Source organism: Tropicibacter oceani (assembly GCF_029958925.1).
GTDB lineage: Bacteria > Pseudomonadota > Alphaproteobacteria > Rhodobacterales > Rhodobacteraceae > Pacificoceanicola > Pacificoceanicola oceani.
Genome location: NZ_CP124616.1, coordinates 2,780,063 through 2,796,557, shown reverse-complemented (window position 1 = coordinate 2,796,557; position 16,495 = coordinate 2,780,063). Strand labels below are relative to the sequence as shown.

At 59.2% G+C, this 16,495-nt stretch carries 8 protein-coding genes, 3 tRNA genes and 2 rRNA genes; 9 read left to right on the top strand and 4 right to left on the bottom strand.

The genetic code is table 11. The annotated features are described in order from the left end of the window. Positions 1-86 precede the first annotated feature (86 nt). The 3 genes from gpt to fabI are packed head-to-tail and all read right to left on the bottom strand — an operon-like array spanning position 87 to position 2,033. Positions 87-605, bottom strand: coding sequence for a xanthine phosphoribosyltransferase (gene gpt, locus QF118_RS13435; RefSeq protein WP_282299558.1), 519 nt, complete (start codon positions 603-605; stop codon positions 87-89). Positions 606-617: 12 nt separating this feature from the next. Then, positions 618-1,220 carry a LysE family translocator gene (locus tag QF118_RS13430; protein WP_282299557.1) on the bottom strand — a complete coding sequence of 201 codons (603 nt, stop codon included), beginning with the start codon at positions 1,218-1,220 and terminating at the stop codon, positions 618-620. Between the two features lie 6 nt (positions 1,221-1,226). Then, positions 1,227-2,033: an enoyl-ACP reductase FabI gene (gene fabI, locus QF118_RS13425; RefSeq protein ID WP_282299556.1), complete on the bottom strand. Its 807-nt coding sequence runs from the start codon at positions 2,031-2,033 to the stop codon at positions 1,227-1,229. A gap of 120 nt (positions 2,034-2,153) precedes the next feature. Between fabI and pdxH the strand changes: the two genes are divergently transcribed. The 5 genes from pdxH (at position 2,154) to QF118_RS13400 (ending at position 8,274) form a co-directional block, all read left to right on the top strand. Further along, positions 2,154-2,759, top strand: coding sequence for a pyridoxamine 5'-phosphate oxidase (gene pdxH / locus QF118_RS13420; protein WP_282299555.1), 606 nt, complete (start codon positions 2,154-2,156; stop codon positions 2,757-2,759). Between the two features lie 141 nt (positions 2,760-2,900). Beyond that, a complete protein-coding gene (locus QF118_RS13415; protein WP_282299554.1) occupies positions 2,901-3,428 on the top strand; it encodes a cold-shock protein in 528 nt (175 codons plus the stop codon). Next, positions 3,404-3,880: a DUF192 domain-containing protein gene (locus QF118_RS13410; RefSeq protein WP_282299553.1), complete on the top strand. Its 477-nt coding sequence runs from the start codon at positions 3,404-3,406 to the stop codon at positions 3,878-3,880. The genes QF118_RS13415 and QF118_RS13410 overlap by 25 nt, the downstream gene beginning before the upstream one ends. Before the next feature lie 58 nt (positions 3,881-3,938). After that, a tRNA-Pro gene (locus tag QF118_RS13405) sits at positions 3,939-4,015 on the top strand. A gap of 584 nt (positions 4,016-4,599) precedes the next feature. Beyond that, a complete protein-coding gene (locus QF118_RS13400) occupies positions 4,600-8,274 on the top strand; it encodes a vitamin B12-dependent ribonucleotide reductase (RefSeq protein ID WP_282299552.1) in 3,675 nt (1,224 codons plus the stop codon). Between the two features lie 186 nt (positions 8,275-8,460). Here QF118_RS13400 and QF118_RS13395 read toward each other — a convergent pair whose 3' ends face one another. Continuing rightward, entirely contained in the window at positions 8,461-9,603 is a 1,143-nt protein-coding gene (locus tag QF118_RS13395) for a Hint domain-containing protein (protein WP_282299551.1), read from the bottom strand. A 938-nt stretch (positions 9,604-10,541) separates the two neighbouring features. Between QF118_RS13395 and QF118_RS13390 the strand changes: the two genes are divergently transcribed. The 4 genes from QF118_RS13390 (at position 10,542) to QF118_RS13375 (ending at position 16,435) form a co-directional block, all read left to right on the top strand. Next, a 16S ribosomal RNA gene (locus tag QF118_RS13390) occupies positions 10,542-12,003 on the top strand. A 239-nt stretch (positions 12,004-12,242) separates the two neighbouring features. Beyond that, positions 12,243-12,319 (top strand) — tRNA-Ile (locus tag QF118_RS13385). 81 nt (positions 12,320-12,400) lie between these two features. Then, a tRNA-Ala gene (locus QF118_RS13380) sits at positions 12,401-12,476 on the top strand. Positions 12,477-12,903: 427 nt separating this feature from the next. After that, positions 12,904-16,435, top strand: a 23S ribosomal RNA gene (locus QF118_RS13375). Together the 16S and 23S rRNA genes with 2 tRNA genes alongside form the textbook arrangement of a ribosomal RNA operon. The last annotated feature ends 60 nt before the right edge of the window (positions 16,436-16,495 follow it).

Sequence of the window (16,495 nt, the reverse complement as noted above, 5' to 3'; positions counted from 1 at the left end):
CCTGGGGGCAGGCCCCCAGACCCCCGTTGGGGGCTGTCAGCCCCCAAACCCCCGAGGATATTTGTGGCACAAAGAGGCCCCTTGGGTCAGTCTTCGCCGCGGTAGGGTTTGACGTATTGCAGCGCCATGTCCCAGGGGAAGAAGATCCAGGTGTCCTGGCTGACCTCGGTGATGAAGGTATCGACCTGGGGGCGGCCCTGGGGTTTGGCGTAGACGCTGGCGAAATGCGCCTTTGGGTAGTGGCTGCGCACCAGTTCGAGGGTTTTGCCGCTGTCGACGAGGTCGTCGATGATCAGGATGCCGGTGCCGTCGCCGACAACCGTGGCGTCGGGCGCCTTGAGCACCTGGGCCTCGCGGCGCTGGTCGGCCTTGCCGCCGCCCGAGTGGTAGGATTTGACGCTGACCGTGTCGACGGTGCGGATGTCGAGTTCGCGCGCGACGATCATCGCCGGGGCCATGCCGCCGCGGGTGATGGCGACCACGGCGCGCCATGCGCCTTCGTCGGGGCCTTTGCCCTGCAGGCGCCAGGCCAGGGCGCGGGCGTCGCGGTGCAATTGGTCCCAGCTGACGTGAAAGCCTTTTTCATGGGGCAGGCGGTTGTCCATCGGGGTCTCTCCTTATCGGTCGAGCAGAAGGCGCAGGCCAAGCGCGCCCAGAAGGGCGCCGGCGATGCGGTCGATCATGGGTTTGAGGCGCAGGTATCCCGCGCGGGCGGGCGGTGTGGCCAGCAGGGCGGCGAAAGCGGTATAGATACAGCATTCGACGATGAAATGGTTGGCGGTGATCAGCGCCTTGTCGGCCAGCCCAAGGTCCTTGGGGAAGATCACCAGCAGGACCGAGGCGGCAAAGAGCACGGATTTGGGATTGGCGAGGTTCACCAGCACTCCGCCCAGAAAGGCGCGTGCCCCGGGGCGGGCGCTGTCGGCCACCGGCTGGCGCGCGTCGCGCCAGAGCGTGTAGGCGATCCAGATCAGGTAAAGCGCGCCGGTGATCTTGAGCAGGGCAAAGGCCCAGGGCACCAGAGCGAAGACCGCGCCCAGCCCCAAGAGGGCAGCGGCTGTCCAGCCCGAGGCCACCAGTGCCAGGCCAATGCCGGTGGCGGCCCCGGTCAAAAAGCCGCCCGCGATCGACTGGCGCAGTGCAAACAGGAAGGCCGGACCCGGCACGGCCATCGCCGCCAGAAGCGTGACGTTGAAGGCCAGGATATGGGTCCAGTCCATGCGGGATCAGCCCTTGGTGATGTCGGGGGCGTCCACCGCCTTCATCCCGACCACGTGATAGCCGGCGTCGACATGGTGGGTTTCGCCGGTCACGCCGCTGCCCAGATCGGACAGCAGGTACAGCGCCGATTTGCCGACGTCCTCGATGGTGACGTTGCGGCGCAGCGGCGAGTTGTATTCGTTCCACTTCATGATGTAGCGGAAATCGCCGATGCCGGAGGCGGCCAGGGTCTTGATCGGGCCGGCGCTGATGGCGTTGACGCGGATGCCGTCCTTGCCCAGATCCTCGGCCAGGTAGCGCACCGACGCCTCGAGCGCGGCCTTGGCCACACCCATCACGTTGTAATGCGGCATGATGCGTTCGGCGCCGTAATAGGTGAGGGTGACGGCGCTGCCGCCGTTCTTCATCATCTTTTCGGCGCGCTGCATCACGGCGGTAAAGCTGTAGACCGAGATGTCCATGGTCATGGTGAAGTTGTCCTTGGACGTGTCCACGTAGCGGCCGCGCAATTCGTTCTTGTCGGAAAAGCCGATGGCATGGACGATGAAATCCAGGCTGTCCCACTTTTCCTTGAGCGATTTGAACAAAGCGTCGATCGAGGCGCCGTCGGCCACGTCGCAGGGCAGCACGATATCGCTGCCCAGTTGCCCGGCCAGCGGGCCGACGCGCTTCATCAAGGCGTCGCCCTGATAGGAAAAGGCCAGTTCCGCGCCCGCGTCGGCGCAGGCCTTGGCGATGCCCCAGGCAATCGACTTGTCATTTGCCAGCCCCATGATGAGACCGCGCTTTCCCGCCATCAACCCGTTTGACATATTGCCTTCTCCACCCAGATAACCCGTTTATCGTCGTTTAGGCGATCCCCCTGACGCCATCAAGCCTGCAATCGCGGTGCGGGGCGGCGGGCAGGGCAATTCGGGCAAGGAGACAAGGACATGACGGACAGAAGCGGAATTTTTGCAGGCGATGATCCTTTTGCCATCGCACGCGCCTGGATGGCCGAGGCCGAGGCGCAGGAAATCAACGATCCCAACGCCATTGCCCTGTCGACGGTGGATGCGCAGGGCATGCCCAATGCCCGGATGGTGCTGCTGAAGGAAATCGAAGACGCCGCGTTCGTGTTTTACACCAATTACACCAGCACCAAGGCGCAAGAGATCGAGCAGGCCGGCAAGGCCGCCTTTGTCATGCACTGGAAATCGCTGCGCCGTCAGATCCGGGTGCGCGGCACGGTCGAACGCGAAGAGGGGCCAAAGGCTGACGAATATTATGCCTCGCGCTCGCTCAAAAGCCGGCTGGGGGCCTGGGCGTCGCAGCAATCGCAGCCGTTGTCGTCGCGCGCCGCGCTGATGGCCGAGGTTGCAAAGGTCACCGCCAAACACGGGCCGTCGCCGTCGCGTCCGCCGTTCTGGGGCGGGTTCCGCATTGTCCCGGTCGAGATCGAATTCTGGGCCGATGGCGCCTTTCGCCTGCATGATCGATTCCGCTGGACCCGGGCGGATGCGGGCCAGCCTTGGGAAATTGCCCGCCTGAATCCCTGAATTCAGCTGATTTACGTTACACCTTTTCCAGAAAACGCAGGGGAATGTCACAAAAATGCTCTTTCGGACAGGTTGAACTACCCCTGTGGAATGCGCCAAGACGGTGGTGGGATACGTCACTAAAGACACTGGAAGTATGGTTTGACACAACAAGACAACGCAGAAGAGCGGGTCAAGGGTAAGGTGAAGTGGTTCGATCCGGTCAAAGGGTTTGGCTTTGTCATCTCGGACGACGGCGGGGCTGATATTCTGCTTCATGCCAATGTGCTGCGCAATTTCGGACAAAGCTCGGTCGCTGATGGCGCCGGGATCGAGATTGGCGTGCAGCGCACGGATCGCGGCGTGCAGGCCACCGAGGTTTACCATATCCAACCGCCTGAAGGCAGCGCCGGGATGCCGCTGGCCGATTTCGAGGACATCGACCAGGAGGTCATGGCCAATGCGCCGCTGGAACCCGCGCGGGTCAAGTGGTTCGACAAGGCAAAGGGATTCGGGTTTGCAAATGTCTTCGGCAAGCCCGAAGATATCTTCATTCATATCGAGGTGCTGCGGCGCTCGGGTCTGGCGGATCTGCAACCGGGCGAGGCGCTGGCCATTCGCGTGGTCGATGGCCGCCGCGGCCGCATGGCGATGGAGGTATTCGCATGGGAAGCCGCCTTGGCGCGCTGACGTTGGCCTGGGGCCTGGCCCTGGGCGCGACCCCGGGTTTTGCCGCGGTCCTTTGCGACGATGGTGCGGTCTGGCTGCGCGGTGATTTCGGCAAGGTACGCTTTGGCGTGGACGTGGCTGATGATGCGGCCGAACGGGCGCGGGGGCTGATGTTCGTCGAGGACATGCCCAGCAGCCGCGGCATGCTGTTTGTCTATCCTTCGGCGCAGCCTGTGGCCTTTTGGATGAAGAACACGCTGATCGGGCTGGACATGATCTTTGCCGACGAAACCGGCGTGGTGCAAAAGGTGCATGCAAACGCCATCCCCGGCGATCTGACGGCGATCGAGGGCGGCGGCGACATCCGGTACGTTCTGGAAATCAACGGCGGGCTGGCGGCGCAGATGGGCATCCAGCCGGGCGCGCAGCTGCGCCATCCCGCGATCGAGGGCGCCGCCTGGCCCTGCGAATAGGCACAGGGGCGAAATTGCCCTTTTCTTGCCGGTGACTTGACGCTAAACGAGGCCCAGTCGGGGCGTGGCGCAGCCTGGTAGCGCGTCTGTTTTGGGTACAGAAGGTCGTGAGTTCGAATCTCGCCGCCCCGACCACTTCTCCATATCTTGTATGACTGATGGTTGCTGGCCCGTGATCCTTGTGGCGCGCGGCTTGTGTCCGCGTCTTTGCCCGTTCAGGCGGCAGGGCTGGCGATTCTGCTCTCAAACGGCCGCTTGAGGCTTGATCGTGGTGCCGATGCCACAACATCTGGACAGCTTTGCGCGCCAACACACAAATGCTGCAATCCCGCCGCAACTCTTAACGCCTGTGGATAACTTGCCGTAACTGCGGCAGAAATCCAAAGGTTTCGGCCCCGCCGCGTTTGCGGGCCCTTGTGAATGAATCGGGGGACAACACAGGCCCTAGTGTGCGGCCCCACCGTCAACACTAAATATATGGGTAATTCGCCAAAAAACCCGTTGACGATCTGCTAAGGTTTGCGCCATTTTGTGCAAGCTAGGCCGGAGCCACACCAGATATAGTGGTCGCGCCAAGGGACAGAGACAAAAACCACAAGAGAGCAAAGGCTTTCAGGCGCGTATGTTCGATACGGGCCACGGTTGAATTTTGCCCTTATCGCACCGGCGGCCTGGCGCAGGGAAAACGGGACACACGTAGAGAAAACGGGGCAGTTCGGATGAAAATCGAAAGAAAATTCACCAAGGCAGGGCAGGACGCTTACGAGGGTATCGAATTCACGACGACGACGTCGGAAATTCGCAACCCGGACGGCAAGGTCGTGTTCAAGCAGGACAACCTCGAAGTGCCCGCCAAGTGGAGCCAGGTCGCAAGCGACGTGATCGCCCAGAAGTATTTCCGCAAAGCCGGCGTTCCGGCTGAGCTGAAGAAGGTCAAGGAAAAGGGCGTGCCCGAGTTCCTGTGGCGCTCGGCGCCCGCCACGGCCAAGACCGAGCGCATCGGCGAAACCAGCGCCAAGCAGGTCTTTGATCGCCTGGCCGGGGCCTGGACCTATTGGGGCTGGAAAGGTGGCTATTTCACCACCGAGGCCGACGCCCAGGCCTATTTCGACGAAATGCGCTATATGCTGTGTACCCAGATGGCCGCACCGAACAGCCCGCAGTGGTTCAACACCGGTCTGCATTGGGCCTACGGCATCGACGGTCCGGGGCAGGGGCATTACTATGTCGACTTCCAGACCGGCGAGCTGACCAAATCCACCAGCGCCTATGAGCACCCGCAGCCGCACGCCTGTTTCATCCAGTCGGTCAAGGACGATCTGGTGGGGGACGGCGGCATCATGGACCTGTGGGTCCGCGAGGCACGCCTGTTCAAGTACGGGTCCGGCACCGGCACCAACTTCTCCTCCTTGCGCGCCGCGAATGAACCGCTGTCGGGTGGTGGCAAATCCTCGGGCCTGATGGGCTTTCTCAAGATCGGTGACCGGGCGGCGGGCGCCATCAAGTCGGGCGGCACCACGCGCCGCGCCGCCAAGATGGTGATCTGTGACGTCGATCACCCCGATATCGAGGAATTCATCAACTGGAAGGTGCTCGAAGAACAGAAGGTGGCGTCCATCGTCGCCGGCTCCAAGATGCACGAAAAGATGCTGAACGGCATCTTCGCGGCGATCAAGGTCTGGGACGGCGCCGAAGCCGACGCCTATGACCCCGCCAAGAACGAGGCGCTCAAGGGCGCGATCCGCGCCGCCAAGGGCGTGATGATCCCCGAGACATATATCAAGCGCGTGCTGGACTATGCGCGGCAGGGCTATGCCAGCATCGAATTCCCGACCTATGACACCGATTGGGACAGCGAAGCCTATGCAAGCGTGTCGGGCCAGAACTCCAACAACTCGATCCGCGTCACCGATGCCTTCCTTAAGGCCGTGCGCGAAGACAAGGAATGGGAGCTGATCCGCCGCACCGATGGCAGCGTCGCCAAAACCGTCAGCGCCCGCGACCTGTGGGAAAACGTCGGTCACGCGGCCTGGGCCTGCGCCGATCCCGGCATCCAGTTCCACGACACCGTCAACGCCTGGCACACCTGCCCCGAAGACGGCGAGATCCGCGGCTCGAACCCCTGTTCGGAATACATGTTCCTGGACGACACGGCCTGTAACCTGGCCTCGATGAACCTGCTGACCTTCCTGCACGGCGGCAAGTTCGACGCAGAAAGCTATATGCACGCCACGCGTCTGTGGACCCTGACGCTGGAAATCAGCGTGACCATGGCGCAGTTCCCCTCCAAGGAAATCGCGCAGCGGTCCTATGATTTCCGTACGCTGGGCCTTGGCTATGCCAACATCGGCGGTCTGCTGATGAACATGGGCTTTGGCTATGACAGCGACGAAGGCCGCGCGCTGTGCGGTGCCCTGACTGCGATCATGACCGGCGTCGCCTATGCCACCTCGGCCGAAATGGCGGGTGAACTGGGTGCCTTCTCGAAATACGAGAAGAACAGCAAGCACATGCTGCGCGTCATCCGCAACCACCGCAACGCCGCCTATGGCGCGACCACCGGCTACGAAGACCTGGCGATCAAGCCGGTGCCGCTGGACCACGCCCATTGCCCCGATGCCGACCTGGTCGAACTGGCCATGGGCGCCTGGGACGAGGCGCTGGAACTGGGCAAGAAGCACGGTTACCGCAACGCCCAGACCAGCGTGATCGCCCCCACGGGCACCATCGGTCTGGTCATGGATTGCGACACCACCGGGATCGAGCCCGACTTTGCCCTGGTCAAGTTCAAGAAGCTGGCCGGTGGCGGCTACTTCAAGATCATCAACCATTCGGTGCCGGCGGCGCTGGACAAGCTGGGCTATGGCAGCGCGCAGATCGAAGAGATCATCGGCTATGCCGTCGGTCACGGCACGCTGGGCAATGCTCCGGGGATCAACCACACCTCGCTGATCGGTCACGGCTTTGGCCCGCGCCAGATCGAAAAGATCGAGGCCGCGCTGGCCACGGCCTTTGACATCCGGTTCGTGTTCAACCAGTGGACCCTGGGCGAAGAGTTCTGCCGCGAGACGCTGGGCATTCCGGCGACCAAGCTGAACGACCCGACCTTTGACATGCTCAAGCACCTTGGTTTCTCCAAGCGCGAGGTCGAGGCCGCCAACGATCACGTCTGCGGAACCATGACGCTGGAAGGCGCGCCGCACCTCAAGGACGAACACCTGAACGTCTTTGACTGCGCCAACGCCTGCGGCAAGAAGGGCAAGCGTTACCTGTCGGTCAACAGCCACATCACCATGATGGCCGCTGCGCAGTCGTTCATCTCGGGCGCGATCTCGAAAACCATCAACATGGCGAATGACGCCAGCATCGAGGATTGCCAGAAGGCCTACGAGCTGTCCTGGTCGCTGGGTGTGAAGGCCAACGCGCTGTACCGTGACGGATCCAAGCTGTCGCAGCCTCTGGCCGCCGCGCTGGTCGAGGATGACGACGAGGCCGCCGAGGTGCTGGAAAGCGGCTCGACCCAGGAAAAGGCCAAGGTCCTGGCCGAGAAGATCGTCGAAAAGGTGGTCATCAAGGAGATCATCAAGTCGCAGCGCACCAAGATGCCGGAACGCCGCAAGGGCTATACCCAAAAGGCCATCGTCGGCGGGCACAAGGTTTACCTGCGCACCGGTGAATACCAGGACGGCAGCCTTGGCGAGATCTTCATCGACATGCACAAGGAAGGCGCCGGTTTCCGGGCGATGATGAACAACTTTGCCATCGCCGTGTCGGTTGGTCTGCAATACGGCGTGCCGCTGGAGGAGTTCGTCGACGCCTTCACCTTTACCAAGTTCGAACCGGCGGGCATGGTTCAGGGCAACGACAGCATCAAGAATGCCACCTCGATCCTGGACTATATCTTCCGCGAACTGGCGGTGTCCTACCTGGATCGCACCGATCTGGCCCATGTCAAACCCGAAGGCGCGACCTTTGACGACATCGGCCGCGGCGAGGAAGAGGGCGTGTCCAACGTCAAGGAACTGTCCGAAAGCGCCGCGTCGCGCAGCCTCGAGGTGCTCAAGCAGATCAGTTCGACCGGCTATCTGCGCAAGCGCCTGCCGCAGGAACTGATCGTGCTTCAGGGCGGTCAGGCGGGCGGGGTGGCCTTTGCCCAGACCGGCACCGATCCGGTGCAGGCGCTCAGCACGCTGGTGCCCGAAACCGGGCTTGGCGCTGCCGCGACCTCGACGGTGGCCGTGACCAGCGGCACCATGTCGATGGACCAGCGCACCAAGGCCAAGATGCAGGGCTACGAGGGCGATCCTTGCGGCGAATGCGGCAACTACACGCTGGTGCGCAACGGCACCTGCATGAAGTGCAACACCTGCGGGTCCACCTCGGGCTGCAGCTGACGCGATACGCAGAGGGGGGCCGTCACCGCCGACCCTCTGCGCCTTCCGGGGCACGTGCGCGTGTTCCTGACGCGGGTAAGGCCGCAGGCAAAAACTCGAAAACGGGCGGTGATAAATAAGTGAGCCTTATCAGCGAACCTACAGGGGCCCCGGCGGGGCCCTTTTTTTGTTCGGCGCAGGGGGGGATCACCCCGCCAGCCGTGGTGCGCCAGGCTGGCGGCCGCTACGCTCGGCGACACCATTTGCGAACAGGGCCGATTGCGTCAGTTTCGCATCGCGTCCCGCCGCCAGCAGGGCGCGGGTTTCCCCATAGGTCAGACAGGGGCGCGCAAGCGAACTGGGCGATGGCCCGATCTGGTGCAGCGCGCGGCGCAGCCCTTGTCGTTGATCCGGTGTCAGCATCTCGATCGCCATCGGCCCGGGATAAAAGCTTTCGGTGGCCAGACCTTCCGCGCTGATGATTTCGTGCTGGCGGCACATCACATGTATATAGGTCACGGATTTCCTGCCGCGCAGCAGCCGGATGCCATTGCGGCCCAGCAGCGCGCGCGCCGGCACAAGAACATCGCGCCCGCCAAGGTGCAGGCAGATCCGGTGCTGAGGCGATACTTCGACCTGCGCGCGCGGGAGACCGGAACCCAGCGCATTGGCCGGTATCACGATAGGCTTGCGCGGATCATTGCGACCGGCAAAGACAATGCGCCGCCGCGCCGTCCAGACCACATCGACCAGGCCGTGGTCTGCACTGGCCAGCCTGTCGCCGATCTTTACATCACCGGCGGGGCAGGGGCCGCGATCGGTCTGGATGGGGGTGTCGTGGGCAAAGCAGACGACGTTTGCATAGGCTTCTTCGCTGGCGACCCCGTCGGAACTGGAGGCGCCGCCCGCGCCATCGCGCGCCTGTGTCGGCGTAAAGGTCGAGCCTGCAGGGATCACCGGGTACAGCGCCTGCGGCGCGAGGCCAACGTTGTCGCCGGCGATTCTGACGACCCAGACTTCGGAACCGGAACCGTCCAGCAGGGAAAACTCGTTTTCTACGATCGACCCGGCCGGGTAGGTCACGCCGTTCAGCGTGACCGCTTCGGCCAGGACGGCCGCGCCACCGGTTTCCGCGTCGCCATCTTCAAAGAAGGCGTCGTCATCGACGACCTTGATATGAGACGGGGTGCCGCCGTTATAAGTATACGTCTGCCCAACCCAACTGGGATTGGCGCCATTGTATCCGGATGTCCCGGGCGCATTGGCGTGTTCGTCGAATTTCAGGTTGCTTGGGGCAAGCGACGCAGGCGTTGTGACCTGTGACCAGTCGTAGATCCCTATCAAAGGCATGTCTTGTCCTTGGTATACCATTTGTCATGGGGACGTGTCTGACAGGATATCTTTACAGACGGGTAAATCCGCGTTGCCTGAACGGTCAGCCACCGGTCCCAGGGCACACATGACTTTGCCGGGCTTTGCGGCGATGTCAGGCGGCCGAGTCGCTTCATCCCCGTGGGGCTGCGGGTGCGTATTTAACCTCAGGATTGTTTTTCGCCGCCCGACATCCAGCGTGGGTAGATTTTCGCTGGCTTCAGACGCATGTCCCGAACGTTTCTTTGAAAATCGGGCTGCAGGGCAGGGTGCGTCGCGAAAGATGCCTGTTGATAACTAAAACGTTTAGTTTCAGTAATTTGGCGTGATTATCTGCGCGGTCTCCGCAGGAAATTCCCGGCAAGACCAGGGCAGGGGGGGCGGTAAAAGGCAGGTTTTTCATGCTGCAGTGCAAAAAACATCAAAAAACTGCTTGCGGAGGTTTGGGAGTAACCGTAGAACCCCCTTCACCGGCGGCGCTGAGGCGCTGCGGGGCACTGGACGGACCGGACGACACGCTGCGAGGCGGAGGTTTGACGGGAAGTTTGTGAGACACTACTGAGGTAATGACGGGCGGGCGCGCCGAGAAGTTAGGGCGCATCCGGTTGATCGTTGTCTCGACGTTATTTGACATCGCGAGTATCTGAAGAGATATGCGGGCGACTTGGGTTCATTTCGATGGACAAATGTCTGCATATCAACGCTGGTAGGGCTTCGGTCCGATGATCCAGTGTCAGCTTCACTGTTTGTAGCGGCTTTCGGTTTCTGATGAAACCTGAAGCACGTTATCAAACAGATGACTTCCAATGCGTGTTGGTTCCTAGCCGGGTCAACATAGGGATCTGCCCCCAAAGCGGTCCTGAGTATTGGAGATGTGCAGAGGTTCGAACGTCAAGGATAAGCTGGTAACAGCTTTTCAACTTGAGAGTTTGATCCTGGCTCAGAACGAACGCTGGCGGCAGGCCTAACACATGCAAGTCGAGCGAGACCTTCGGGTTTAGCGGCGGACGGGTTAGTAACGCGTGGGAACATACCCTTCTCTAAGGAATAGCCACTGGAAACGGTGAGTAATACCTTATACGCCCTTCGGGGGAAAGATTTATCGGAGAAGGATTGGCCCGCGTTAGATTAGATAGTTGGTGGGGTAATGGCCTACCAAGTCTACGATCTATAGCTGGTTTTAGAGGATGATCAGCAACACTGGGACTGAGACACGGCCCAGACTCCTACGGGAGGCAGCAGTGGGGAATCTTGGACAATGGGCGCAAGCCTGATCCAGCCATGCCGCGTGAGTGATGAAGGCCTTAGGGTCGTAAAGCTCTTTCGCCAGGGATGATAATGACAGTACCTGGTAAAGAAACCCCGGCTAACTCCGTGCCAGCAGCCGCGGTAATACGGAGGGGGTTAGCGTTGTTCGGAATTACTGGGCGTAAAGCGCACGTAGGCGGACCAGAAAGTTGGGGGTGAAATCCCGGGGCTCAACCCCGGAACTGCCTCCAAAACTCCTGGTCTTGAGTTCGAGAGAGGTGAGTGGAATTCCGAGTGTAGAGGTGAAATTCGTAGATATTCGGAGGAACACCAGTGGCGAAGGCGGCTCACTGGCTCGATACTGACGCTGAGGTGCGAAAGTGTGGGGAGCAAACAGGATTAGATACCCTGGTAGTCCACACCGTAAACGATGAATGCCAGTCGTCGGGCAGTATACTGTTCGGTGACACACCTAACGGATTAAGCATTCCGCCTGGGGAGTACGGTCGCAAGATTAAAACTCAAAGGAATTGACGGGGGCCCGCACAAGCGGTGGAGCATGTGGTTTAATTCGAAGCAACGCGCAGAACCTTACCAACCCTTGACATCCTGTGCCACACAGAGAGATCTGTGGTTCCCTTCGGGGACGCAGTGACAGGTGCTGCATGGCTGTCGTCAGCTCGTGTCGTGAGATGTTCGGTTAAGTCCGGCAACGAGCGCAACCCACATCCTTAGTTGCCAGCAGTTCGGCTGGGCACTCTAGGGAAACTGCCCGTGATAAGCGGGAGGAAGGTGTGGATGACGTCAAGTCCTCATGGCCCTTACGGGTTGGGCTACACACGTGCTACAATGGCAACTACAGTGGGTTAATCCCCAAAAGTTGTCTCAGTTCGGATTGTTCTCTGCAACTCGAGAGCATGAAGTCGGAATCGCTAGTAATCGCGTAACAGCATGACGCGGTGAATACGTTCCCGGGCCTTGTACACACCGCCCGTCACACCATGGGAGTTGGTTCTACCTGACGGCCGTGCGCTAACCTTCGGGAGGCAGCGGACCACGGTAGGATCAGCGACTGGGGTGAAGTCGTAACAAGGTAGCCGTAGGGGAACCTGCGGCTGGATCACCTCCTTTCTAAGGATGTATCTGGATAGATCGGCTTGCCGATCTCGTGATACACTTAGCAACGTTCCGGTACCTTTGCCGGAACAACATCAGACGAACCTGGGTCGTCCTCATATCTCTTCAGACAAGTAACGCGGGCCGCCGGCTCGTATGGAAATTGCCAGTTTTGCTGCAAGCCTGGCCGCTTTCGGGAGCTTGCGCAGCAAGCCCCTGTCGCGGCGATGCGGTTTTGCCTTGCAAAACTCGCTGGGTCGGTAGCTCAGGTGGTTAGAGCGCACGCCTGATAAGCGTGAGGTCGGAGGTTCAAGTCCTCCTCGACCCACCACCAACTCTCGCGTAGCGACGAGTTGGAGTTGCGACAGTGCATTGCGCAGCAATGTCACGAGAGCAACGCCTTCACCATTTAGGGGCCTTAGCTCAGCTGGGAGAGCGCCTGATTTGCATTCAGGAGGTCAGGAGTTCGATCCTCCTAGGCTCCACCATTCACGACGATTAGATCGATAAGCACCTTTGGGTTCTTATCCGTCCAATCGGACACGCTGCCTTTGCAAGAAGGTCAGCAGTAATTCACATCGTATAGAGAGATAATCAATCAACATTGCTTGATTGGCTGGAGTAACAGTCAATCTCAGTTGGTTCCGCCCCAGGGCGGAAGGCGAAACACGGGTCTAGCCGGCCGGTGGTTTGTATCCCTTCTGAAAAAAGCAATCGTTGTCCAAGTCAAGTACACTAACCACTCATTCATTCCGCACGGAATGACTGAGAAGGTTTTGGGCCGCGAGGCCTGAAACCTAAAGTTCCCGTAAGCATACGGGAGCGGGAAAGTATGCTTTTGGTTCAGAAAGACAGGTGCCTCAAGCGAACCAGCTGGGCACTGCGCAAGACGAAAGCCTTGCTATTTCTGGATCAAATCAAGCGCGAGAAGGGCGTTTGGTGGATGCCTTGGCAGTAAGAGGCGATGAAGGACGTGATACTCTGCGATAAGTCATGGTTAGCCGAGAATAGGCTTTGATCCATGAATCTCCGAATGGGGCAACCCACCTGATACTCGGTTATTATTAGCCCTCGTGGTTATTGATAATCGGGTAAAACAGGTACTTATTACCTGAATACATAGGGTTTTAAGAGCAAACCCGGGGAACTGAAACATCTAAGTACCCGGAGGAAAGGACATCAATAGAGACTCCCCTAGTAGCGGCGAGCGAACGGGGACCAGCCGAGCCTTGAGTGTGAATAGAATGGTCTGGAAAGACCAACCATAGTGGGTGACAGTCCCGTATATGAAGCACGATAGGACGTATCAAGTAGGGCGGAACACGTGAAATTCTGTCTGAAGATCGGGGGACCACCCCCGAAGGCTAAGTACTCCTTACTGACCGATAGTGAACCAGTACCGTGAGGGAAAGGTGAAAAGCACCCCGACGAGGGGAGTGAAACAGTACCTGAAACCGGACGCCTACAAACAGTCGGAGCTTGACTGGACTCTAATGATAATCTGCGCCATGACCGTTCGGAAACGAATGGAGAAAATCATGGCTGACGGAACCTTTGCAGTATTGATGCTCGTACTCGGTCTGACCGACATGAGCCGCAACCACTGCGGCACCGAGAGCGGGTGCCTTGGCAAGTCGGAGACGACGCCAAGGTTTGCGATCTCGGCAGGCCAGGTTCTTGAGCGGCGCGCAAGCGAAGCCAGCGAAATCTATCTGCGCTACGATCTGGGTCACAACCGTGGCCCCTTCGGAAGTGCGGCGGGACTTTCGGTTGGCGAGCATGGTGAGACATGGGTTGGCTTCGGCCAGACCTATACGATCCAGATGCGGAACGCGCCGATCTTTGCGCAATTGCACTCCATGCCGGGTCTGTACCTGGATAATGGAGGGTTCGACCTGGGTGGTCCGATCGAGTTTAGATCGGGGATCGAGGTTGGCTACGAGAACGACCGCGGTTGGCGGTTTGGTCTCAGCTACGACCATCGGTCGAATGCCGGGATCTACGACGACAACCCCGGGATCGAGACCGTGCAGTTCCGTGTCAGTGTTCCTACGCGGTAGGGATGCGGCAGCAAAACATAATCAGCACCTGGAATTGATAGGGGGTTGCCTCCCGGGACATTGCTTTGCAATGCCCTGCCGGCAACTTGCCAATCATTTGCAGGCAAATGATTGTCATTAGTGTCCAGTCTTGTGACGGCGTACCTTTTGTATAATGGGTCATCGACTTGGTCTATCTAGCAAGCTTAAGCCGTTAGGTGTAGGCGCAGCGAAAGCGAGTCTTAATAGGGCGTCGAGTTAGATGGATCAGACCCGAAACCGAGTGATCTAGGCATGACCAGGATGAAGGTAAGGTAACACTTACTGGAGGTCCGAACCCACACCTGTTGAAAAAGGTCGGGATGAGTTGTGCCTAGGGGTGAAAGGCCAATCAAACTCGGAGATAGCTGGTTCTCTGCGAAATCTATTTAGGTAGAGCGTCATCCGAATACCCCGGGGGGTAGAGCACTGGATGGGTAATGGGGCCCCACAGGCTTACTGATCCTAACCAAACTCCGAATACCCGGGAGTACTAGATGGCAGACACACTGCGGATGCTAACGTCCGTAGTGAAGAGGGAAACAACCCTAACCTCCAGCTAAGGCCCCTAATTCATGGCTAAGTGGGAAAGCAGGTGGGACGACCAAAACAACCAGGAGGTTGGCTTAGAAGCAGCCATCCTTTAAAGATAGCGTAACAGCTCACTGGTCTAAACAAGTTGTCCTGCGGCGAAGATGTAACGGGGCTCAAGCCATGAGCCGAAGCTGAGGATGCCGTAAGGCATGGTAGCAGAGCGTAGTGTGACATAGTCTCATGTGTCCTTACCCACTTCGGTGGGATTGGACACAAGAGGCTTTCTGTGAAGCCGGCGCGTGAGCGATCCGGTGGAGAGATCACTAGCGAGAATGATGACATGAGTAGCGACAAAGAGTGTGAGAGACACTCTCGCCGAAAGTCCAAGGGTTCCTGCTTAAAGCTAATCTGAGCAGGGTAAGCCGACCCCTAAGGCGAGGCCGAAAGGCGTAGTCGATGGGAACCAGGTTAATATTCCTGGGCCAGATGGAAGTGACGGATCATGAAGGTTGTTCACCCTTATTGGATTGGGTGGGCCGCTCATTGGTCCCTGGAAATAGCTCCATCATGAGATCGTACCCTAAACCGACACAGGTGGACTGGTAGAGAATACCAAGGCGCTTGAGAGAACGATGTTGAAGGAACTCGGCAAAATACCTCCGTAAGTTCGCGAGAAGGAGGCCCGGTTCCTAGGCAACTAGGGGCTGGGGGCACAAACCAGGGGGTGGCGACTGTTTACTAAAAACACAGGGCTCTGCGAAGTCGCAAGACGACGTATAGGGTCTGACGCCTGCCCGGTGCCTGAAGGTTAAAAGGAGGGGTGCAAGCTCTGAATTGAAGCCCAGGTAAACGGCGGCCGTAACTATAACGGTCCTAAGGTAGCGAAATTCCTTGTCGGGTAAGTTCCGACCTGCACGAATGGCGTAACGACTTCCCCGCTGTCTCCAACATCGACTCAGCGAAATTGAATTGCCGGTCAAGATGCCGGCTACCCGCGGTTAGACGGAAAGACCCCGTGCACCTTCACTACAGCTTCGCACTGGCATCAGACACAACATGTGCAGGATAGGTGGTAGGCTTCGAAGCAGGGACGCCAGTCTCTGTGGAGCCTCCCTTGAGATACCACCCTTGTTCTGTTTGATGTCTAACCGCGGTCCGTTATCCGGATCCGGGACCCTGCGTGGCGGGTAGTTTGACTGGGGCGGTCGCCTCCTAAAGCGTAACGGAGGCGCGCGAAGGTTGGCTCAGAGCGGTCGGAAATCGCTCGTTGAGTGCAATGGCATAAGCCAGCCTGACTGCGAGACTGACAAGTCGAGCAGAGACGAAAGTCGGCCATAGTGATCCGGTGGTCCCAAGTGGGAGGGCCATCGCTCAACGGATAAAAGGTACGCCGGGGATAACAGGCTGATACTGCCCAAGAGTCCATATCGACGGCAGTGTTTGGCACCTCGATGTCGGCTCATCTCATCCTGGGGCTGGAGCAGGTCCCAAGGGTATGGCTGTTCGCCATTTAAAGAGGTACGTGAGCTGGGTTTAGAACGTCGTGAGACAGTTCGGTCCCTATCTGCCGTGGGTGTAGGAGATTTGAGAAGAGTTGCCCCTAGTACGAGAGGACCGGGGTGAACGAACCACTGGTGGACCTGTTGTTGCGCCAGCAGCAGTGCAGGGTAGCTATGTTCGGACAGGATAACCGCTGAAGGCATCTAAGCGGGAAGCCCCCTTCAAAACAAGATCTCCCTGAGGGCCGTGGAAGACCACCACGTCGATAGGCCAGAGATGTAAGCATGGTAACATGTTCAGTTGACTGGTACTAATTGCCCGATAGGCTTGATTTGATCCAGTAATAGCCAGGCTTGGCTATCTGTGACAAACAAAAGCATACGCTCCATAAAGCG

Bases quoted from the DNA above. Each gene is read 5' to 3' on its own strand.
- gpt (WP_282299558.1), bottom strand. From the start codon at position 605: ATGGACAACCGCCTGCCCCATGAAAAAGGCTTTCACGTCAGCTGGGAC.
- QF118_RS13430 (WP_282299557.1), bottom strand. From the start codon at position 1,220: ATGGACTGGACCCATATCCTGGCCTTCAACGTCACGCTTCTGGCGGCG.
- fabI (WP_282299556.1), bottom strand. From the start codon at position 2,033: ATGTCAAACGGGTTGATGGCGGGAAAGCGCGGTCTCATCATGGGGCTG.
- pdxH (WP_282299555.1), top strand. From the start codon at position 2,154: ATGACGGACAGAAGCGGAATTTTTGCAGGCGATGATCCTTTTGCCATC.
- QF118_RS13410 (WP_282299553.1), top strand. From the start codon at position 3,404: ATGGGAAGCCGCCTTGGCGCGCTGACGTTGGCCTGGGGCCTGGCCCTG.
- QF118_RS13400 (WP_282299552.1), top strand. From the start codon at position 4,600: ATGAAAATCGAAAGAAAATTCACCAAGGCAGGGCAGGACGCTTACGAG.
- QF118_RS13395 (WP_282299551.1), bottom strand. From the start codon at position 9,603: ATGCCTTTGATAGGGATCTACGACTGGTCACAGGTCACAACGCCTGCG.